This is a genomic window from Microbulbifer mixtoriginis (SeqCode) (assembly GCF_052468275.1).
The window spans coordinates 1,457,959-1,477,670 of the sequence record NZ_CP174341.1; the positions used below are offsets into that span (position 1 = coordinate 1,457,959).

21 protein-coding genes are annotated in these 19,712 nt (G+C 48.2%); 8 read left to right on the forward strand and 13 right to left on the reverse strand.

All coding sequences use genetic code 11. The annotated features are described in order from the left end of the window. Window positions 1-119 precede the first annotated feature (119 nt). From ACJJIC_RS06345 to ACJJIC_RS06360, 4 genes are all read right to left on the reverse strand, one after another. Complete coding sequence (locus ACJJIC_RS06345) at window positions 120-1,139, reverse strand: cytochrome d ubiquinol oxidase subunit II (RefSeq protein WP_252083302.1); 1,020 nt, start codon at window positions 1,137-1,139, stop codon at window positions 120-122. Next, entirely contained in the window at window positions 1,132-2,526 is a 1,395-nt protein-coding gene (locus tag ACJJIC_RS06350) for a cytochrome ubiquinol oxidase subunit I (protein ID WP_252083301.1), read from the reverse strand. Before ACJJIC_RS06350 ends, ACJJIC_RS06345 begins: the two co-directional genes overlap by 8 nt. A gap of 199 nt (window positions 2,527-2,725) precedes the next feature. Continuing rightward, window positions 2,726-3,280, reverse strand: coding sequence for a GbsR/MarR family transcriptional regulator (locus ACJJIC_RS06355; RefSeq protein ID WP_444887187.1), 555 nt, complete (start codon window positions 3,278-3,280; stop codon window positions 2,726-2,728). A gap of 174 nt (window positions 3,281-3,454) precedes the next feature. Next, the gene (locus ACJJIC_RS06360; RefSeq protein ID WP_444910504.1) at window positions 3,455-4,411 is read right to left on the reverse strand and encodes a DUF1853 family protein; all 957 of its coding nucleotides are present in this window, start codon (window positions 4,409-4,411) and stop codon (window positions 3,455-3,457) included. 231 nt (window positions 4,412-4,642) lie between these two features. Between ACJJIC_RS06360 and ACJJIC_RS06365 the strand changes: the two genes are divergently transcribed. Then, the gene (locus ACJJIC_RS06365; RefSeq protein ID WP_445356623.1) at window positions 4,643-5,530 is read left to right on the forward strand and encodes a bile acid:sodium symporter family protein; all 888 of its coding nucleotides are present in this window, start codon (window positions 4,643-4,645) and stop codon (window positions 5,528-5,530) included. 7 nt (window positions 5,531-5,537) lie between these two features. Here ACJJIC_RS06365 and ACJJIC_RS06370 read toward each other — a convergent pair whose 3' ends face one another. Beyond that, the gene (locus ACJJIC_RS06370) at window positions 5,538-6,227 is read right to left on the reverse strand and encodes a Crp/Fnr family transcriptional regulator (protein WP_445356624.1); all 690 of its coding nucleotides are present in this window, start codon (window positions 6,225-6,227) and stop codon (window positions 5,538-5,540) included. Window positions 6,228-6,308: 81 nt separating this feature from the next. On the opposite strand from ACJJIC_RS06370, the gene ACJJIC_RS06375 reads away from it, so the two are divergent. The 3 genes from ACJJIC_RS06375 (at window position 6,309) to ACJJIC_RS06385 (ending at window position 9,380) form a co-directional block, all read left to right on the forward strand. Further along, the gene (locus ACJJIC_RS06375) at window positions 6,309-7,076 is read left to right on the forward strand and encodes a class II aldolase/adducin family protein (protein WP_445356625.1); all 768 of its coding nucleotides are present in this window, start codon (window positions 6,309-6,311) and stop codon (window positions 7,074-7,076) included. Between the two features lie 211 nt (window positions 7,077-7,287). Then, a complete protein-coding gene (locus ACJJIC_RS06380; protein ID WP_445356626.1) occupies window positions 7,288-8,214 on the forward strand; it encodes a hypothetical protein in 927 nt (308 codons plus the stop codon). A gap of 269 nt (window positions 8,215-8,483) precedes the next feature. Next, window positions 8,484-9,380, forward strand: coding sequence for a glycosyltransferase (locus ACJJIC_RS06385; protein ID WP_445356627.1), 897 nt, complete (start codon window positions 8,484-8,486; stop codon window positions 9,378-9,380). Between the two features lie 38 nt (window positions 9,381-9,418). Here ACJJIC_RS06385 and ACJJIC_RS06390 read toward each other — a convergent pair whose 3' ends face one another. From ACJJIC_RS06390 to ACJJIC_RS06400, 3 genes are all read right to left on the reverse strand, one after another. Then, complete coding sequence (locus tag ACJJIC_RS06390) at window positions 9,419-11,800, reverse strand: autotransporter family protein (protein ID WP_445356628.1); 2,382 nt, start codon at window positions 11,798-11,800, stop codon at window positions 9,419-9,421. A 17-nt stretch (window positions 11,801-11,817) separates the two neighbouring features. Beyond that, window positions 11,818-12,582, reverse strand: a complete 765-nt coding sequence (locus ACJJIC_RS06395) for an OmpW/AlkL family protein (protein WP_445356629.1) — start codon at window positions 12,580-12,582, stop codon at window positions 11,818-11,820. Between the two features lie 252 nt (window positions 12,583-12,834). Beyond that, window positions 12,835-13,788: a LysR family transcriptional regulator gene (locus ACJJIC_RS06400; RefSeq protein ID WP_444910499.1), complete on the reverse strand. Its 954-nt coding sequence runs from the start codon at window positions 13,786-13,788 to the stop codon at window positions 12,835-12,837. A 112-nt stretch (window positions 13,789-13,900) separates the two neighbouring features. Here ACJJIC_RS06400 and ACJJIC_RS06405 point away from each other — a divergent pair, with 112 nt between their 5' ends. From ACJJIC_RS06405 to ACJJIC_RS06420, 4 genes are read left to right on the forward strand one after another with little or no spacing between them, the layout of a single operon-like run. Next, the gene (locus ACJJIC_RS06405) at window positions 13,901-14,122 is read left to right on the forward strand and encodes a hypothetical protein (protein ID WP_444903144.1); all 222 of its coding nucleotides are present in this window, start codon (window positions 13,901-13,903) and stop codon (window positions 14,120-14,122) included. A 2-nt stretch (window positions 14,123-14,124) separates the two neighbouring features. Then, on the forward strand, window positions 14,125-15,054 hold the full coding sequence (locus tag ACJJIC_RS06410; RefSeq protein WP_252083289.1) for a sodium-dependent bicarbonate transport family permease: 930 nt from the start codon (window positions 14,125-14,127) through the stop codon (window positions 15,052-15,054). A 6-nt stretch (window positions 15,055-15,060) separates the two neighbouring features. Further along, window positions 15,061-15,552: a 5-(carboxyamino)imidazole ribonucleotide mutase gene (gene purE / locus ACJJIC_RS06415; protein ID WP_286036982.1), complete on the forward strand. Its 492-nt coding sequence runs from the start codon at window positions 15,061-15,063 to the stop codon at window positions 15,550-15,552. Window positions 15,553-15,557: 5 nt separating this feature from the next. Continuing rightward, window positions 15,558-16,658 carry a 5-(carboxyamino)imidazole ribonucleotide synthase gene (locus tag ACJJIC_RS06420; RefSeq protein WP_445356630.1) on the forward strand — a complete coding sequence of 367 codons (1,101 nt, stop codon included), beginning with the start codon at window positions 15,558-15,560 and terminating at the stop codon, window positions 16,656-16,658. Between the two features lie 20 nt (window positions 16,659-16,678). Here ACJJIC_RS06420 and mnhG read toward each other — a convergent pair whose 3' ends face one another. Genes mnhG through ACJJIC_RS06445 form a run of 5 tightly spaced genes read right to left on the reverse strand, consistent with a single transcriptional unit; the run spans window position 16,679 to window position 19,712 of the window. Continuing rightward, entirely contained in the window at window positions 16,679-17,023 is a 345-nt protein-coding gene (mnhG, locus tag ACJJIC_RS06425) for a monovalent cation/H(+) antiporter subunit G (protein ID WP_252083287.1), read from the reverse strand. Further along, entirely contained in the window at window positions 17,010-17,345 is a 336-nt protein-coding gene (locus ACJJIC_RS06430) for a cation:proton antiporter (RefSeq protein ID WP_252083286.1), read from the reverse strand. The genes mnhG and ACJJIC_RS06430 overlap by 14 nt, the downstream gene beginning before the upstream one ends. Further along, window positions 17,345-17,818 (reverse strand): Na+/H+ antiporter subunit E, encoded by a 474-nt coding sequence (locus ACJJIC_RS06435; protein WP_252083285.1) that lies wholly within the window; start codon window positions 17,816-17,818, stop codon window positions 17,345-17,347. The genes ACJJIC_RS06430 and ACJJIC_RS06435 overlap by 1 nt, the downstream gene beginning before the upstream one ends. Window positions 17,819-17,820: 2 nt before the next feature. Then, a complete protein-coding gene (locus ACJJIC_RS06440) occupies window positions 17,821-19,341 on the reverse strand; it encodes a Na+/H+ antiporter subunit D (RefSeq protein WP_445356631.1) in 1,521 nt (506 codons plus the stop codon). Beyond that, window positions 19,338-19,712 (reverse strand): Na+/H+ antiporter subunit C, encoded by a 375-nt coding sequence (locus tag ACJJIC_RS06445; RefSeq protein ID WP_252083283.1) that lies wholly within the window; start codon window positions 19,710-19,712, stop codon window positions 19,338-19,340. The genes ACJJIC_RS06440 and ACJJIC_RS06445 overlap by 4 nt, the downstream gene beginning before the upstream one ends.

Genomic DNA, 19,712 nt, shown 5'->3' on the forward strand with positions numbered 1-19,712 from the left:
TTATTATCGTACCAATTTCGGGGAGCAAGGGGATTTTGTTCGAATTGTGGGATAGTTCCGCGCTGGCGGATTAATTTTGATCAAGTGTTACTATCCCACACAATTCGAAAAAGGTTGTGCTAATGGTAGTGAAGTTCGGAAGCTTTACCGCGAAACACATAGTACGAGAATGCCGTATAGATCAGTATGATCGGCACTACAATCAGGGCGCCCACTAAAATGAATTTCAGTGAAGCGGTGGCACTGGCTGCCTGCCAGATATTCAGCTGCCCAGGCACTATGTCGGGAAAGAAGCTAAAAGCCAGGCCGATAAAGCACATCAGAAAAATAGTCACTACCAATGTGAAGGGCAGCGCACTGTGCCTATCGTTGGCTTTGGGTAACCTGGCCAGCAGGAGGTCATTAAAAATAAAAGCCAGAAAACACAGGGTGGGTATCAGGAGTACGAACATCACCAGTGGATAGCTGAACCAACGATCAAAAACGGCTGGATTGACCAGTGGATTGATCGTGGAGACTGAGACTACGCCAAGGAGAGTCGCCCGCCCAGCCCGACGCGCCCAGCGTACTGCCCGTTCCTGCAACAGTGACTCGGTTTTCAATACCAGCCAGGCCGAGCCCATATAGCTGTAGGCGGCAGTTACCCCCAGGGCACTGACTGCAGAGAAAAGCTGTGCCTGCCAGCCAGGCTGGAACCCCATCACATATTGCCCCAGCATATAACCCTGGGCCAGGCTGGTGATTATGGATCCTGCTTTAAACGTCCTGTCCCAAGCGAGCTTATGCCCCACGGCTGCTTTGGCGCGAAAGTCAAAAGCCACGCCGCGCAAAATCAGCCCCACCAGCATTATCGCTGCTGGTATATAGAGATGCATCAGCACTAGGTTGTGGGCGATGGGAAAGGCGATAAGCAGCAGGCCGATGGCGAGCACCAGCCAGGTTTCATTGGCATCCCAGAAAGGACCAATCGAGGCAATCATGGTGTCCCGCTGGGGCTCGTCTTCCTTACCCAGGGGGAGGAGAATACCCACCCCAAGGTCGTAACCATCCAGAATGGCGTAAACCAGTACTGCTAGACCCATTAGGCCGATAAAGACAACGGGTAGCCAATAGGCTGCGGATGATGCGGCCTCATTCATGGGATTCCCCCTTGGATTGCTCTTGGGTGGATTTCGGTAGGTTGGTCAGGCTGCCACCGGCGAGAGGTTCTTTGGTTTCAAACTCCTCCACTTTGACAGATTTCAAAGCCATTACTTTTAGGGTGTGAATATAGGCATAGAGCAGGATGACATAGACAAGCAGATATAGGGTGAGAGAGAAGCCCACATGGGAAGGTGGAATCTGGGTTACGGCATCTGCGGTTTTGAGAACCCCGGTCACAAGCCATGGTTGCCGACCAATTTCAGTGACATACCAGCCTGCTAAGGTGGCTACCCAACCCGCGAACGTCATTCCTACCAGGGTTTTGAGCGCCCAGTTGGGTAGCTCTTTGCGCCGCCAGAGGAGGTAGCAACCTCCCCAGGCGACAGCCAGCATTAATATCCCCATACCCACCATAATTCGGAAGGCGAAGAAAACGGGTGCAACCGGCGGATGATCATTGGGGAATTCTTCGATACCTTTTATTTCTCCATTTAAATCATGGGTCAGAATAAAGCTGGCCATTTTGGGGATAGCTATCTCGAAATGATTGGTCTTCTTCTCACCATCGGGTATTGCAAATAGTAATAGTGGCGCGCCCCTTTCGGTCTCCCATACTCCCTCCATTGCCGCCACTTTCTGCGGCTGGTACTTAAAAGTGTTAAGACCGTGTAGGTCGCCGACAAAAATCTGGATTGGAATAAAAACAGCTGCCAATACCAACCCGGTTTTTAGTGCTAGCCGCGGTGCACGCTTTGGGTCACCTTTAAGTATCCGGTAAGCAGAGATACCTGCGACAAAGAAGGCTGCAGTGAGACCCGAGGCCAGTAGCATATGAGTGAGGCGATAGGGGAAAGAGGCATTAAAAATAATAGCCAGCCAGCTCTCGGGGTAGGCGACACCATCTCGTAGTTCAAAGCCGGATGGGGTCTGCATCCAGGAATTGAGTGCAATGATCCAGAAGGCGGAAAGTGTGGTGCCAATAGCTACTACAAAGGCTGAGAAGGTGTGAACTTTGCTGGGGACACGATTTATTCCAAACAACATGATACCTAGAAAAGTGGCTTCCAGAAAAAAAGCGGTAAGCACTTCATAACCCAAGAGAGGCCCGGCGATATTGCCAACCCGTGCCATAAATCCTGGCCAGTTGGTACCAAATTGGAAAGACATAGTGATGCCACTAACGACACCGAGCGCGAAGGTTAGGGCAAAGACCTTTACCCAAAAACGATAGGCTCTCATCCAAACAGGATTATCAGTTTGGTCGTAGCGAAGCTTGAAGAAAACAATAATCCAGGCGAGGGCTATTGTGATGGTGGGAAAGAGAATATGAAAACTGATATTGGCCGCAAACTGTATTCGGGAGAGGATCAGAGTATCTAGCATGGGAGCCTCTGCTGGTCGGACTAATTTATTAACCAGATAACCGGGCGACTCTTCCTGATAGGCCCGGGGGTGCCCGTTAAACACCATTGCAGGAGTATGGACCCACGGTGTTTATTGAGCGGCTGCCGACGTTGTGTCGGCGGCGGTTTATCCTTTTACCGCCTGTCTTGGTTGCCCAGCGGGCAATTCAGGTATAGGTTTATTCTGGAGCCTTTCCTCCTGTCATTTTACTTTTCAGCTCCAGTAGCTTGACGATGCCGGAGCCCAGTTTCATTAGCTTGAGTAAATCGTCGTGTTCCAGCTTGCTCAGGGTGTTGGCAAACTCTTCAAGTAATTCCAGCAGACTGTAGACTTCTTGAATTTTTTCCTGGGCCTGTGCTTCTTGTTCATCCTGAGGCTCATTGAGCAAGAGCTGGCGCAATAGGCTCAGGGTGGGGTCCAGTTCACGTTTACGTCGCTCTTCAAATACAGTTCGAGCAAGCTCCCAGATGGACCCTGCAGCGGTGAAATAGTCTTTTCGGTCACCTGGCTGGTGCTGTAGCTCAACAAGGCGCCAGGCTTGCAGTTCTTTGAGGCCCATACTCACATTGCCGCGACTGATCTTCAGTGCCTGAGCCAGCTGCTCGGCATTTAGGGGGGAAGGGTGGATGGTAAGCAGGGCAAACATCTGGCCCACGGTGCGATTAAAACCCCACCGGCTGCCCATTTCTCCAAAGTGCAGTACAAAAGCCTGGGCTTGACTGGATAGTTTCATTATCTTCTTAAGTTTCAGAAATTTCTGAAAATTGTAAATATAAATTGATCCAAGTCAATAAATAATTGGAAAAATTTTGCTTTAAGTTTTTTGCTGTGGGCTTTAGATAAGTAAATTGGTAGGGAGGGCGGGCCCACAAGTAGTGGTAGGCAGAAAGTGTTTTCTCTCAGGACGTTATGGGTGTTTCTGTGGGAATGATGCCTGTGCTCTACGCGGCCAGTCGCTAGGCACAATAAAGCCGCGACCCATTTCACCTTCTTGGCCCATAAGAGCAAAACATAGAGGCTTATCAATTGCTGAGCTCTGAAGTCCGGCCATAAGTTGCTCAAAAGAGACGCCGTGGGGTTCTTCCCATTCTATTGATGCTAGCCAGGCTTTTTTGGGAAGTTGGAGCCAGCGCAGGCCTGCTGAGATATTTCCTTGAGTGGCAAGGTTTCCGAGGGTTTCCAAGTCGGTCCACCAATTACTATTGCATAGTTGTTTCAGATTACCCCCAGCTGTCCGATTACCAAGAGTTGGTAATCGGTTAAAGAGTCGGCCTGGCATCAGCGTCCACTGCCGATCAATATAAAGCTCCTGAGCTTCTAATAGAGTTTGTACGGATTGTTGCTGGATGAGAGGCAGTTGATGTTCCGCCATACGCTTTAATTTGATATCCAGGCGATCCTTGAGGCCTGGGCCAACCCAGAAGCCGACGGGCTGAGCGAGGTAGAACTTCACCGCAACCTCCCAGTGCTCGCAGCGATTACTGGGTAGGTGATGAACCACAAAGTCCAGTTCGCCGAGAGTTCTACCCTCAATACGCAGGGGCAGGTTCTGGTGCAGCAACTGGTAATCTGGGTGGTATTGAAAAGCGAAAGACCAGAGTCGCTCAAAGTAAACGCCAAGCCGGTTGGTGGGTTTGTGTCGGTCGCCTTCAATCAGGTATGTTTCGAGCTTATCTATTAATTCTTGTTTGACTTCTTTGTGGGAAAAATAAGTGTGCAATTGGTTGCGGCGAGCCATAGGTAGCCATGGCAGGTCAATGGTGCTAGTTGATTTGTCACTAGTATCAACAATATCGCTACTGCCCAGGGACCAAAGTAGGTTGGACCAGTCATCTACAATAGGGCTGGGAAGTCGATTGGTCATATAAACCCTGTTAGCGGCAAAAAAGCGCTCTGATTCTACCAGAATCGGCACTTGACTTGGGACTGTGCTAGGGTTCATCTTCCAGAGAGATATTTAATAATAAAACTGCTGTCCCCCTATATCTCACCTCGTGTGGATTACACGTTTTTGCCAAAGCGTAATCTACATGGGATATGGGGAAATATAGCCAGACAATAATAAAAAGAGGAGGTGAATGTGGAATCAGGGCCTATGATCTCGATCGGTCTACCCATCGCACTGTTTATCATTATGGTGGGCATTGGAATGACCCTGACCGCCAGGGATTTCCACCAGGTGACGGTAAAACCAGGTGGGTTAGTGGTGGGCACACTTGCCCAGATTGTACTTATGCCACTTGTGGCTTTTGTTCTGTGTTGGGCGCTCAGTTTACCCGCACCGATAGCTGTGGGTTTGGTGATTATTGCAGCCTGCCCGGGTGGAACGACCTCAAACCTTTTTACGTTGCTCGCTCGCGGTAATGTAGCGCTCTCCATAGTGTTAACGGTTTCGGCAAGCCTAATTACGATTCTGACCCTGCCATTCTTCACCAATTTTGCCCTGCGCCAATACTTTGGAGCAGAGCAGGAAATCGTTCTCCCTTTTGCCAAAACTGTCGCCATGTTATCGGTGATAGTCTTGCTGCCCGTGGTGATTGGTATGTTGATACGGGCTTGGAACCCTCATTTAGCCAGCCGCGCTGAGGGCATTGTAAGTATTTTTGGGGCGCTGGTACTGGTCATTTTAGTGGTGGGATTGGTGTGGGGTATGAGAGACCGGATTGGAGAGCTCATGCTGTTGGCCGGCCCCTCTACAATTTTGCTGAATTTACTGGGGGTGTTGACTGGCTTAATCATCAGCCACTTCAGTGGGCTTTCCCGGCGGGATGGTCTGGCAGTAGCTACCGAGCTGGGCATCAAGAACGGGACTATTGGTCTCATGGTGACCCTCACACTGATGCACTCCAGTGAAATGTCGGTGCCTTCAGCCGTATATGGAGTACTTATGTTTCCATCGGGGATGTTGCTTGCCTATTATGGCCGCAAGAAAGCGCGCGAAGCTGGTGAGGCAGACGCGGCGCAAGCTGGCGAGGTCGGATGAAATCCTCTCAGTCCAACAGCTTTATATAGGTATCCAAGTGCGAGATATCCGGCACACTGATGCGACCGTAAGAGCACTCTATTAGTCCCTTGGATTCAATATTCTTTAATACCCGGTGTACTCCCTGCCGGGTCATCCCCATGGTGTTGGCGAGTAGTTCTTTGGTGAGGCGGAAACTGGTTGGGCCACTTTTTTCGCCGCCGTTGTGCATTTGGGCCATAAAAAGCAGACGTCGAGCAATTCGCGCTTCGGTACCACGTAGTACGTCGTCCTGGATAATGGACATTACTGTCCAAAGCCTGAGGCTAATTTGTTCCAATGCTATTGGGTAGGCTTCGGGGTGTTGTTTCATTTTTGCCCTCAAGATTTCACCCGGAATATCGACTACAGCACAGTCAGCGTGAGCGCATGCACCAAATACTCGCGGAGTGCCAGGGCAAAATACGGTATCACCAAACCAAGCTCCACTATCTAAAATCGCAAGGGTCGCTTCGCGCCCGGCAAAATTACTGGAGCATATTCTTACTTGTCCTTCAGCGATAATTGAAAGGCGCTCCTGATGGGAGCCCGAAGGGTAGATGCAATCACCCTGAGAAAAGTACTGGCATTGTGCCTGTTGGGCTAAGAATTCTCGACCCTCACCGGGTAGGCCAGCTAGCAGTGGGCATTTATCAAGGAAACTAACGTTTTTATTCATTTGCCAAGTGTAAACAATTTGACAGTGTTTACAGCAGGGATGATTCAGAATTTGAGCTCTAATAAAGCTGGGGAGAGGACGATGAAACTGGAAACCATACCTTCACTTAAGGGACGTGTTAGGGATGAAGAGTGGCAATTGCGTATAGATTTGGCTGCGGCTTACCGATTGATCGCCTATTTTGGGTGGGACGATACTATTTTCACTCATCTCTCTGTACGTATTCCTGGGCCAGAATCACACTTTCTTATTAACCCTTTTGGAATGTTTTTCGACGAAATTACTGCTTCAAGTTTGGTAAAAATCGATTTGCAGGGGGATAAAGTGGATGAAAATGTGGCAATGGTGAATCCTGCAGGGTTTACTATTCACAGTGCAATTCATGAAGCGAGGAAAGATGCCCACTGCGTTATACATACCCATACTACTGCCGGGGTAGCTGTATCTGCTCACGCAGAGGGTTTACTGCCAATCTCGCAGCAATCACTATTTCCCCTTGCAAGTATTGCCTACCACGACTATGAGGGAATTGCTGTGCGCAAGGATGAAAAGTCACGTTTGGTGGCTGATCTGGGATCAGCGAACTATATGATCTTGCGCAATCACGGACTGTTAACCTGCGCTTCTACTATTCCTGATACCTTTTTAGCAATGTTTATATTGCAGCGTGCCTGTGAAATTCAGGTCACAGCTCTTGCTGGCAACCCACCACTCACTCCGGTGCCCCAGAATATTGTGGATAAAATAGTGAGTGAAGGAGATATGGTTACCAGTAATCAAGGGGGGCTATTGGCTTGGCCTGGATTTTTAAGGAGGTTGGATAGAGTTAACCCTGGGTATAATGAATAGCATTTGTCTCAAATGCCCTGAATGTGATTTTTAGGCTCTATATTTCTGGGCATTGATCAACAATTTAAACTGGATGTTGGGGAATTAGGCGCCACAATCAAAGGCTCCCTGATTTAGGTCTGGCTAATGGACTTTACTTTCAACAAAATGGAATTAATGTGGGCTTATCGTCACCAATGAGTCCTCGAAGGCTAATCAACGGTATTCCAACATGCTCCAGTATTTTCTTAAAAAAAGATTAAAAAAACATGATTCTAATAATAATTTAAAGGTGGAGTCTCTGGTTTTAGGTCATCTTCTAGGCTTGAAGGCTCTGAATTGCGAGTCATCCGGCATTGGCAATGATAAGCCACATAATATAGTCGTTTCACTGACTTCTTATAATAAGCGTATTTATGATATTTACTTATGTATAGAAAGCCTTTATCAACAATCCTTGAGAGCAGATGCGATAGTTCTATGGTTATCCTTACGTGATTTCCCCGATAGGAGATTACCTGAGATACTTCGAAAACAGCAGGCTAGAGGCCTACAAATTCATTTCGTGGAGAATGATTTTGGGCCTTATATGAAATATATGTATGCCTTTGATATGTTTCCAAATAGTCTCATCGTCACTGTGGATGATGATGTGCTTTATCCTTCAGATACTATCGATTTACTATATCAATCTTATTTGAGAGCTCCCTCACATATCCATTGTCATAGGGCACATAAGATTCTGTTAAACGGAAAAGGGGAATTGAAACCTTACGAAAGTTGGCGCTCTTATGGGCTAAATAGTGAGCCATCTCCTTTCCTTTTTGCTACGGGAATGGCTGGGGTTTTGTACCCTCCGGATTCATTACATGAGGATGCTTTCAATAGTGAAAAATTTATGGAGTTATGTCCTGCTGCTGATGATGTTTGGTTGAAGGCGATGAGTTTATTGCGAGGAAAATATGTTACTAGGGTTCCAGACTATCGATACTGGAGGGAACGCTTTCTTACTATTCAGGGGTCACAGATTCAACAGTTAAAGGAGATTAACTTGAGAGGCACAGGTGGTAATGACTGCAAGATTAAAAGGGTGTTTTCAGAGTATCAATTACTTGACTATTTACAGGAGCGAAACCAGCCTGTTTTAAGTCCTCACTAGGAGGTGAGTTGGGTGAAAGATCAGAGCTGCCCTAGATAGGGGTAAGCTACTCAAGCACTTTTTTTTAGGTGAAAGAAACTGCCCCTCGGCCTTTAATTGGGTTTTTGTCCTAAATATGGTGTTTGAGTGGCCATTGGCTGTGGCATCTGGCATAATCTGCCAAGTTTGTACCCACTTCCGCCCTCTTCTCTTTTGATGGTGTTCCCAAGCTGAGCGGATTGCTGTTCGGCTATTCGGTACAATAGGTTGAGTTTGCTGGATGGCCCTGAATGTTCCAATATTTTTTAAAGAAGCGCTTAAAAAAGCACGACCTAAACAATAATTTGAAGTTGGAAGCACTTGTTCGCTGCCAGTTGCTTGGTCTACACGCTTCAAGCAATACAGATCTTGGAGTGGGAAATACTAAGAGAGATAATATCGTTATATCTCTAACGTCCTTCGATAAGCGAATCCACGATTTATATTTGTGTATTGAAAGCCTTTTCCAGCAATCCCTTAAGGCTGATGCAATTGTTCTGTGGTTGTCTACCAAGAACTTTCCAAATAAGACCTTGCCCGAGACCCTTAAAAAGCAACAGAAAAGAGGACTGCAAATATTTTTTGTTGAGGAAGACCTGGGACCCTATAAAAAATATGCTTATGCTTTTGAAAAATTTCCTGATAGTTTGATTGTTACTGTTGATGATGATGTTCTTTATCCGCCGGATATGATTGATTTACTTTATCAGGCATATGAAAAAGATCCATCCAAGATTTATTGCCACAGGGCTCATCGAATGCGTCTAGATAAAAAAGGAGCACTACTGCCTTATGGAAGTTGGGAAAGTAGTATAAGGGACACAGAGGCATCTCATTTAGTCTTTCCAACAGGCATGGGAGGGGTTATGTATCCTCCAAACTCTTTGCATAAGGATGCGTTTGACCCCGAAAAATTTATGGCCTTGTGCCCAAATGCAGATGATATTTGGTTGAAGGCAATGAGTATTAAAAGCGGGACTTTGGCTGCGCGTATTTCTGATTCCCGTAGCTGGAGACATCGCTTCTTAATGATTCAGGGCTCACAAGAATATGCATTAATGAAGGAAAATCATAAGAACCGTCAGGGGAATGATTGCAAAATTAAGAAGGTTTTCTCTGAATATGACATCTATGATTTGTTAAAATAGTAAAAGATTGAATTGTCGTTGAGATTAGAAGCTAGAGTCTACCATTTATAACGAAATCCAAGCTCCAGCCCTCCCACAAAACTGTCCCCAATACTCTCCAGGCCGCTGCTGAAAAATAATTCGGTATAAATGGAACAGTGGTCCCCGCATTCCTCATAGCTAGCCCCCATTCTTAAGTCTACATACCAAAAGTCTGGTTTTTGGTAGAGGCGGGCTCCAGAAATGACCAAGTCAGTTTCCTGATTGAGATTTAGAGTGACTCCAGGAGTTACATAATAACCAAAGCGCTCCAGAGGTAGGGAACCGTACATATTTCTACTTGATTTGCGCTGGCTTTTACGCTTTTCGAAAGTGGTGCCTAGGCGAAGTAAAAAACCATTATTATTAATGTCTCCTACTTTTACTTCGTAGGTATCATCGAAATCCTCCGCTTCCTCAGAAGTATAAATAAGTTGTGCATGGGGGGTAATGGAATAATAATCATAGAGCTTGAAGCTCCACCCTCCTTCTACAGAAAAGCCATAACCATAGCCCTCACTGCTATTACGAAGAGTACGTAGGTCTTTTGCGTCAAAGTCAAAGTCAAACCAACTTAGCTTAAACTGAGTATCCAGGTATAGGCCTTGGTAGCCATACCAGGTTAAATAGCTACTGACCCCATATGTTTTGGCATCTATATTACCATCACCAAAAAAAGATTCTACTGTATTTCTTGAATCGCCATAGTGCAAAGCCAAACTAACAATAGGTGTGGTGTCAAGAATTAATAGGTTGAGAGGAAAGTCGATACCAACCTGAAATTGATAATAAGTTTGATCCCAACTTGCCCAGGTGGTGGACTCTTTGGGAGTTGTAGTTATGTAGCGTGCGCCATTACGTAGCCATAGTCCCTTGCGATCAATAGAGGTTTCCAATGAACTGGTGTAATCGGTGTTATAGACGTCCCGATAACTGCTACCAACCCAATAACGATTGCCTACACGACTCCGTAATGTGGAGGGGATATTTAAAGAGCGCAGCACTTGCGGAAGGGTTTCATACATTACCGCAGCGGGCTGCCAGCGAATCATACCGCCTTTGGGAAGGCGGCTTGAATTACTTACCGTAGAACGTAGATACCAATTACCATCCTCATTTCCAGTTTCGTCACTGTGGTGCAGGGTATAGGCGTATGCTCCACCAATAGTCGCTGGTTGCTCATCCTTGGTAATGTAGTCGCCGTTTAAAATAAAAGCATCTTCAGTAGAGTCACCCTCGATAGAAATTAGTTTTATTCCATTGTCTTGGGTGCGTGCGCCAGTGCCGTTGCGATTATAAACGGTTATATAAGTTGATCCGCTGGTATCCCCTCTGATGATTAGCTGGTCACTGCTGGCAGAGCTGTCATTGAGTGCTACATCTAACCACAAGCGTCCTTTGTCGCCGCTATAGTGTCCATAATTATTATCACTATCTTTTTGAATGATTAGAGTGTTGAATTCTTTATTCGCCAGATCGATAGTACCGTCGTTAGCTACGTTGCCGGTAATTCTATACTCTTTGGCATCTATAAAAGTTTGGCCGCCCCATTTGATGTGTAACCCTAATGGATTGTTTTCAGAGTCTTGGCCGCCGCCAACATTTAAACTGCCCGTTAAAATAATTTTTGAACTACCCCAAACAACAACACGTTCCCAGTTGGTTAGTTTGTTGCCATCCACACGGTAGTCTAGCTTGAAAATCAGTGTGTCGATATCCCCATCTTCTGCACTGAGATCATCACCACCATTTAAAATTGCATCACCCTCGAAAGAATAGGAGTCAATGACTAAGGTATCTGACCCATAGCCACCGCGTATCTCATTGCTAATTCCCTCATCCCAGTGGATGTAATCATCTCCCCCGCCGGCATCCAGGTAATTAAAAATGAAACCTCCATCCAGAGTGATTTGGTCGTTACCTTCACCACCCCAAACATGAAAGGTGAGTCCGTCTAAAATTTGGATATTATCGTCACCAGCTCCGCCATAAATACCCCCGCCATTGAGGTAGTTACCAATGTCGCTACTGCGATTATCCAGTACGATTAGATCGTTTCCATTTCCGCCAAAGACAGAATCTTTAACTATTGCCCCTTTCACATGAATGGCATCGTCGCCATCGCCACCGAAGACGCTAGTGATCGTGCCGCCATTTAAATCCAAAGTGTCATTGCCGCCTAGTGCATCGACATCGGCCTCTTCTGCATCATTATCTTCGTCACAGATTATTTGATCTGCGCCATTGGTACCCGTATTACTCGGAGTACACTGCGCAATGGCTTTCAAGGGGAAAATAATCGCTAGTGTCAATGCGGGAGAAAAAAGTAAAGCATTAATCCACTGGCGGACGAAATAGTTTGATTTATAGTTTTCCATTGGGGTGTCTGCACTAAGTTTCATTTACAGAGTTCCGCCATTCAGAACTTGGTGCCAATGCCAATATTGATGATCCAGGGGTTGTAATCGAAGTGTGCGTAGAGGCGGTCTGATCCTAACTCTGTGGGGAAGTTAACTGTGGGGTCGGTATCTGATAAGTAGTAAAGAGCCGCCAGATTAATTAACAGAGGATAACGAAATTGACGGAAATCTAGGTTGAAGTCGATTCCCCCTTGAAGAGCCCAATCCCAGGAATGTCCCATATTAAGATCCCCGGGCGCCACTGACATACCTGAGTCCATCAAATATTCATCAAATTGTCGGCTGATAGAAACTGTATGGTAATCGGTATAGTTAATACCGGCGCCAAAATAGGGTCTAAAAAAATAGGATGGATCGAGAAAATACCAGTTAGCAAAGGCGAGAGTGGTTGATACCTTAAAATCCCCCAGTTGAATTTGGCTGCTGCCTGGGTTGCCAGTAAAGTTGTCGAGGGTCACATCATAGGCAGCACTGTTGATGTGCATCAGCTCGAACCCCAAGCGGTCTGAGGGGCGCCATACTCCGGAAATTTGCCAAGTTTGTGCTGTGTCTATTTCCCAGGTCGAATTATATAAGTCCCATTGTTGTAATACGCGGTATTTCAGTGAAGTTCCGGCATCATTAGGAGCAACATAACTGAGCCCGAAGCGAACTATAAATTCACCCCAGTCAATGTTGCGCCAATCTTCCTGAGCTTTAACACTGATTGTGCTTGTGGCTAAAAGGAATATAAAGAGTCTGAAAATTATTCCCTGGATTTTCATCGTTATACCTTTCTGTGAAAATCGATGACGGCCGGCGCCATTTATTGTTTCTCGTTGCATTAGATAACTGGTGATTTTGGACTCACCAATAGGTATCCAAAAAGTAGCAGGATTCGGCAGGTGCAGAGGAAATTTGACGAGTATTAAATCGGGATTTTTTGGTGGAAGATTGGCTATCAGCCAAGAGGTTTAACCTGTGTGCGGAGTTAGCCAATTCAAATACTGAATTTTTCTGTGCTTTTACACTATGGATTATTGATTGGGAGATAGAGGCCAAGCGATACCGCTCTCTACCGGTACCGTCTCAAGGTTGCGGGCATACTCAAGAAATTCTGCGGCGGCAGGAGATAATGGACGGGACTTTCGCCTGGCCAGATACCAATGGGTAATAATTGGCAGTGATTCCACTTCTAAAATTGACAGGCCGGAATGGCCGCCAAATGCGAGAGTATGTTCGGAGAGAATAGATACCCCGAGCCCTGACATTACAGCGTGCTTTATCGCTTCATTACTTTCGATGGTCATGCGAATATTGAGGTCGATATGTCTCTCCTGTAGGAAACGCTCAATGGCGTGACGGGTTCCAGAGCCCTCCTCTCGCCGCAGGAAGGGACCGCTGGCAAACTCTTCAAGGGGAATTTTTTTTCTACCTGCTAACGGGTGCTTCTCCGGTGCTATGGCCAACAGTCGATTGGGCAGGAATTCCACCAATTCCAGATCAGGGTTTTTGGGAGGATGGCTGAACACATAAAAATCATCCTCATCCTCACTGGTGTAGTCGATGATCTGCTGACGATTACCCACGCGAAAGAGAATATCCAACTTTGGATGCTGCTCGTAAAATTCGCCAATCAGGTGGGGAATAAAATATTTGGCGGTAGTGACGACTGCCAGTTGTAAACGCCCTGTTTCTAGACCGCGCAGTCTGGCTAGCTTTAATTCCAGATATTCATAGCTCTTGAGGATTTCTCGGGCACTGTCCACCAGAGTCTGTCCGGCTTCAGTGAATTGCAATTGCTTGCCTACGGCGTAGTAGAGGGGCAAGCCTACGGCACCAGACAACTTGGCCAACTGCATGGATATACTGGGCTGAGTCAGGTGCAGCGCTTTTGCGGCGCCACTGATACTACGGTGTTCATATACTGTAAGTAAAACCTCCAACTGCCTGACAGTGCCGATGCGGGAGTGAGCTCTGCTGGATAACATGATTTTTCTTATTCATAGATAAAAGATGATAGTTAGCATAATCATTATCTATTTTTATCTATTGGTCTACCTAGGGATAATGCGCCCACTTCAATCTATAGGGGGCCTCTGCATGCACAAGTCACAACTTTACTTTGGTACCTTGGTAGGACTGTTAGTTATGTCCATTGGATGGATATTGGTGCTGGTTGGTATTGATGCCGCCGCACTAATGGTGGTGGGGCTGGTGGTGGTGCTTGCCAATGTGGGGTACGTGCTAATGAAGCGTGTTCCCCAGAAAATTCGAATACCCCTATCTGAACTCCGTGATCGCTCCAAGCGCGGGAAGCACTGATCATGCAGCTGGATGTTGTAGTTGGTTTCTTCATCCTTGGGGCTCTGGCGCAGCTGGTACGTAGTGATTTACGCCTGCCCACCGGTCTCTACCAAAGCTGTGTGATCTTTCTGCTGCTGGCTATAGGGCTCAAGGGTGGGGCGGCGCTCAGTACTTATTCCGCTTCCACCCTGATTCCTCAATCTCTCGCAATTTTGGCCTTTGGTGCACTGCTTCCTTTGTTGGCCTTCCCGCTTCTCTATTGGATAGGCAAATGGAGTCGGCTGGATGCAGCGGCTACTGCAGCCCACTACGGGTCGGTCAGTGTGGCAACCTATGCTGTGGCGGTGGCCCTGTTGGAGGCGAAGGGTATCGATTATGAAGCCTATTTCCCCTTATTTGTTGCCCTGCTAGAAGTTCCGGCTATCGTGGTGGGAATTCTTCTAGCACGGAAATCGATGCAGAACAGCAACAAGGGGCGCCTGGCTCATGAACTGACTTGCAATCAGGGGGTTCTTCTCCTGCTTGGCGGGATCGCCATCGGCGCCTGGGCCGGTGAGCGCACTGCAACAGTAATGCCTTTCTTTGGCCAGTTATTTCACGGTGTACTGGCTCTTTTTCTGCTGGAAATGGGCAGAGTCGCGGCGGCGCGACTGGCAGATGTGCGCGGGCAGGGTGCGTTCTTGCTGAGTTTTGGTATATTTATGCCCCTGCTAGGCGGTGCAGCCGGGGGTGCCCTGGGAGCATTACTGGGGTTGTCGGCGGGAGGAATTTTCCTGCTGGCAGTACTCGGTAGCAGCGCCTCCTATATCGCGGTGCCCGCAGCTATGTCTGTGGCTCTGCCGCAGGCCAATGCCAGCGTGTCCATCACACTGTCCCTGGCGATAACGTTCCCTTTCAATGTCCTGGTGGCGATTCCCGTCTACCTGGCGTTTGTTCAACATTGGAGTTAGCCGCAAGTGAAATCACTGCCCTTTGAAAAAGTCACCATCGTTATGGGGTCGCGATCGGATTGGCCCACCATGGCCAATGCCACCAAACCCTTGAACGAGCTGGAGGTTCCTTTTGCCACTGCGGTTGTGTCCGCTCACAGAACCCCCCAGCGTCTGGTGGAATTCGCCAGTGAAGCCCACAAAAACGGCACCCAGGTGATTATTGCCGGAGCTGGTGGCTCTGCCCACCTGCCGGGAATGATTGCCGCTATGAGCCCGCTGCCAGTGATTGCCGTGCCTGTTGAAAGCCGTTTTATGACCGGAATGGATAGCCTTCTTTCCATCGTGCAGATGCCCAAAGGTATCGCCGTAGCTACCCAGGCGGTAGGTGCCTCTGGGGCTTATAACGCGGGCCTGATGGCGGCACAGATGCTCTCCCTGGGCGATGCTGAACTACAGGAGCGACTGATCGCTTGGCGCGAGCGTCAAACTGACCAGGTTCCGCTAACGGTGGAGTGAAGTCAGTGAGTGAAGTAACCAGACATATCGCTATTGTCGGCTGCGGGCAGCTGGCGCAGATGATGGCACAAGAGGGTAAGCCCCTCGGTATTACATTTAGTTTCCTGGCGGAGAAGGGCGAGGACGCGGGTTGTGTTGAAGGTCTCGGCACAATAGTCAGGCTGGATGAGGCGGGCAGTGGCGAGGATTTATTTCAGGCACTTGGTTGCCCTGAGGTGATTACCGCCGAGCGTGAGCAGGTGGATGTGGCGCTGTTGAGAGCGTTGCAACGCTTCTGTCCCGTTTACCCAGATCCCCATGTTTTTGAGAAAGCCCAACACCGCTTGAGAGAGAAGCGGGCACTTACTGAGAGTGGTCTTCCGGTTGCGCCTTTTATGCCGGCGCAGGGGCGCGATGAATTACTGAATGCCTTGGATAAGCTCGGTTATCCAGCGTTTATCAAGAGCTGTGAAAATGGCTATGACGGTAAGAACCAGTGGCGGGTGAAAGATGCAGCAGAGCTGCAGGAAGCCATAGAAGAGGCCAAAGATCTGCCCTGCGTGGTGGAAGCCTCGGTAGATTTTTCCTGTGAGGTTTCCCTGATCGGTGCCCGCTCTGTTTCAGGGGAAGTAAAGACTTACCCACTAACTGAGAACTTGCATCGCCAAGGTACGCTGTTACTCTCCAAGGCGCCTTATCAGGATGAGCAATTATTGGCCAGTGCCCGTGCCTATTTGCAAAAGTTGATGGATGACTGGGACTATGTGGGCGTACTCTCAGTGGAGTGCTTTGTCACCAGTGAAGGCTTGCTGGTGAATGAAATTGCGCCACGGGTCCACAACAGTGGTCACTGGACTTTAGTGGGTGCGGGCACCAGCCAATTTGCCAATCATTTGCGTGCGATATTGGATATGCCACTGGGTGACACCGAGTGCCCACGACCCGCTGCCATGGTCAATATGCTTGGTGTGGATCGAGCGCCAACAGGCAAGAATGAGGGCGTTTGGCTCTACGGCAAGACGCTCCGTCCCGGGCGTAAGATGGGCCATGTGATCCTGGTGGATGACAGTTCAGAAGAGCTGGCTCAGCGCTGTGAGGCGATGATTGCCGATCTCTATCAGCAGTAACTGATTCACCTGGGCAGGATCTACTTTAAGTCCCTCTTCGGATTTTTGAAGCGGGGGCTGGCGGTCCTGCCTCGCCACATAGGGGTGCCTACCCGATAGGCCGCTCGCGCAATCATATGCACCCCGATGGGCACAGTGAAGAGCAAAAATAGCAGCGCCGCCACTGCGCGTGCGGTTACCTGGGTATCGTGGAACATTGCGGCTACGCCCCCCAGTAACAGTCCGCAGCACAGGGTGGCGGCTTTTCCCGAAGTGCTCATGCGAGTGTAGAAATCCGGCATTCGTAACAAACCCAAAGCCGCACTAAAACCGAATAGGCTGCCCACTAGCAAAAGGGTAGCGATAAAAACCTCATCGAATACCACTGCCACCTCCCTCTTGTAATACGGTCTTTTTTCCGCTTTTCTCGATAAAGCGGGCGAAGGCGACACTCACCAGGAAGGCTACCAGCGCCAGGGCAATGGCCGCACTCAGATAGGCTGGCTCTCCCGAGGCAATCGCCAACAGAGCGCAATAGGCCACTGCAAGAATATTCAGCACATCGAGGGCTACAACCCGGTCTGCCAGTGTTGGACCAAGAAAAATTCGCATAAAACACATGGCCAGAGCCAGCAATAAAATGAGTGATGAGACATTAATGGCCGCTACGATTAGCGGCGCGTTGATATCAACGATAGTACTGTGCATCAGGAAAACGCCTCCCGCACGCGTTTCTCAAATCCCAGATGAATTTCCTCACGAAAAATATCTGGGTCATCAACGAACATAGTGTGTACCAAAAATTCAGAGTTATCCGGAGTGATTTCCAGAACTACCGTTCCCGGTGTGAGTGATATTAAATTCGCCAGTATAAAAATCTGGGTTTGATCGGTTATTTCTAGAGGTAGCCGCACTACCTGTGGACGGCTTTGTAATTTTGGTGAGAACACCTCCAAGACTGCACGTAAACTTGAAAGTACCAGTTCTTGTAGAAAAAAACTGCCTAGGCGGATTAGACGAGGTAGACGCTGGAAGTACTTGGTTCCCTCAGGGATCTTGGGCGAAACCCGCAATGCCAGATAACCGACAAAATAACCAAAACAAAAGTTTGTCAGTGTCGCATTACCGGTCAGGGCCGACCAGCTAATGGCCAATATTAAATTGAGTAAAAATACGCGCATAATTAGTGGTTCCCCGCGTATTGGGTTTCCATTCCCAGTACTGCCTCAATGTAATCACTTGGATTCAACAATTCCCCTGCCGCGGCCAGTGAGTAGTCGATTAAAGGGCCCGGTACCAGCCCGAGCACTAGAGTGATCAGAGCTAGTAATGCCACCGGCAATAGGCGCTGGTAGCGCTCCTGCTGGGGAATATTCTTTAAACTCTGACAATAGTCCTTCGGGTGGTCCTTTAAAAAAGCTTCCGCCCAAATTTTGCTCATGGAAAACAGGGTCAGGGCTCCGGTAATTAAGGCCACGGCCACAACCCAGTAAGCGTCTAGATCTAGGCTTGCCTTCAATAGCAATAGTTTGGCCCAGAAACCCGACAACGGTGGAAAACCGGCCAGGCTGAAGGCGGCGATAAAGAAAAAAACAGAAAGCAGTGGACTGGCCCGATAGAGGCCTCCAATCTGGCTTAATTCGTAACTGCCTGTCAGGCGTTTGGCAGTACCACTGATAAGAAATAAATTGGTTTTGGCGACGATATTATGAATGGTATAAAAGATCGCTCCGGCCAATGCCAGTGGCGTATCGAGTGCCAAGCCCAGTACCAAGAAGCCAATCTGGCTGATGATATGGAATGCGAGAATTTTACGAAATTCATAATGTGCCGCTGCGCCCAATACGCCAGTGAGCATGGTCAATAATGCAGTGCCCAGCAAAATAGTGTGGGGGAACTCCAGCTCACTGGGAAAAATAAGAGTGAAGGTGCGGATTAAAGCGTAAACCCCTACCTTTGTAAGTAGGCCGGCAAAAACTGCGGTCACTGTGATAGGTGGTGCATGATAAGAGGCGGGCAGCCAAAAAAATAATGGAAAAATGGCCGCTTTAATACCAAAGGCACAGATAAATAACACCGCCAGAGCAGAAACAGCAGCGGGGTTATCCACAGTGGTTAAAGAGACATGCAGCTGGGCCATGTTCAAGGTGCCTGTCAGACCATAGGTCATGCCGATAGAGGTCAGCATTAGCAATGTGGAAACTAGGTTAAGTGCTACATATTTAATTCCGCCATCCAGTTGAATACGATCTCCACCAAGCACCAGCAATGCGAAAGAGGCAATTAGCATTACCTCAAACCAGACATACAGATTAAATAAATCTCCAGTAATAAAACTACCGCAAACTCCGGCCAGTAATAATTGAAAGAAACTATGAAAGCCCAGTTTAACCCGGTATTTCCTGATATCGGAGAGGGAAAAGACCGATACACAGAATCCAACGATACCGCTAATTAGTAGCATAATGGCGCTCAGCCGATCTGCGACTAAGGTGATACCGAATGGCGCAGCCCAATCTCCCATCTGTGCCGCACGGGTGCCGCCTGTTTCCACCAGGTACAGAATGATAAAGGTCACACCGAGTAGAAGTGTGCAGCCAAAGACAGAAATAGCACCACACAGGCGCTTTCGCCCTCGCGCTGGAAAAGTGGCGAGTGCGGTAAGGATTGGTACTAGGAAGGGTAGGGCCAGTAACCAGCTCAAGGGGATTTATCCCTCTTGGGCAAAACCGGCTCGGCAATACGCATCGAATCCACATCCAGGGTGCCGAGTACTTTATAGGCCTGAGCAATCAGGGCCAGAGCAAAGGCCAGTAGGCCAAAGCCAATCACAATGGCGGTAAGGATTAATGCCTGAGGCAAGGGGTTGGAAATTGGCCCAGGAGCAACTTCCATGCCTTTTGGAATTAGGGGAGGGGCGGCGCGAGTGACGCGCCCCGCGACAAATATTGCCAAGTTGGCGGCATTACTAATGAGTATCAGCCCAAAAAGATAATGTAGTAAATTTCTGGCCAACATCAGGTAGACACCGGTAGCGATCAGAATGCCAACAACGAGAGCGAGTGGACCTTCCAT

Coding starts and splice junctions, on each gene's coding strand:
- ACJJIC_RS06345 (WP_252083302.1), bottom strand. CDS start 1,139: ATGAATGAGGCCGCATCATCCGCAGCCTATTGGCTACCCGTTGTCTTT.
- ACJJIC_RS06350 (WP_252083301.1), bottom strand. CDS start 2,526: ATGCTAGATACTCTGATCCTCTCCCGAATACAGTTTGCGGCCAATATC.
- ACJJIC_RS06355 (WP_444887187.1), bottom strand. CDS start 3,280: ATGAAACTATCCAGTCAAGCCCAGGCTTTTGTACTGCACTTTGGAGAA.
- ACJJIC_RS06360 (WP_444910504.1), bottom strand. CDS start 4,411: ATGACCAATCGACTTCCCAGCCCTATTGTAGATGACTGGTCCAACCTA.
- ACJJIC_RS06365 (WP_445356623.1), top strand. CDS start 4,643: ATGATCTCGATCGGTCTACCCATCGCACTGTTTATCATTATGGTGGGC.
- ACJJIC_RS06370 (WP_445356624.1), bottom strand. CDS start 6,227: ATGAATAAAAACGTTAGTTTCCTTGATAAATGCCCACTGCTAGCTGGC.
- ACJJIC_RS06375 (WP_445356625.1), top strand. CDS start 6,309: ATGAAACTGGAAACCATACCTTCACTTAAGGGACGTGTTAGGGATGAA.
- ACJJIC_RS06380 (WP_445356626.1), top strand. CDS start 7,288: ATGCTCCAGTATTTTCTTAAAAAAAGATTAAAAAAACATGATTCTAAT.
- ACJJIC_RS06385 (WP_445356627.1), top strand. CDS start 8,484: ATGTTCCAATATTTTTTAAAGAAGCGCTTAAAAAAGCACGACCTAAAC.
- ACJJIC_RS06390 (WP_445356628.1), bottom strand. CDS start 11,800: ATGAAACTTAGTGCAGACACCCCAATGGAAAACTATAAATCAAACTAT.
- ACJJIC_RS06395 (WP_445356629.1), bottom strand. CDS start 12,582: ATGAAAATCCAGGGAATAATTTTCAGACTCTTTATATTCCTTTTAGCC.
- ACJJIC_RS06400 (WP_444910499.1), bottom strand. CDS start 13,788: ATGTTATCCAGCAGAGCTCACTCCCGCATCGGCACTGTCAGGCAGTTG.
- ACJJIC_RS06405 (WP_444903144.1), top strand. CDS start 13,901: ATGCACAAGTCACAACTTTACTTTGGTACCTTGGTAGGACTGTTAGTT.
- ACJJIC_RS06410 (WP_252083289.1), top strand. CDS start 14,125: ATGCAGCTGGATGTTGTAGTTGGTTTCTTCATCCTTGGGGCTCTGGCG.
- ACJJIC_RS06430 (WP_252083286.1), bottom strand. CDS start 17,345: ATGCACAGTACTATCGTTGATATCAACGCGCCGCTAATCGTAGCGGCC.
- ACJJIC_RS06435 (WP_252083285.1), bottom strand. CDS start 17,818: ATGCGCGTATTTTTACTCAATTTAATATTGGCCATTAGCTGGTCGGCC.
- ACJJIC_RS06445 (WP_252083283.1), bottom strand. CDS start 19,712: ATGGAAGGTCCACTCGCTCTCGTTGTTGGCATTCTGATCGCTACCGGT.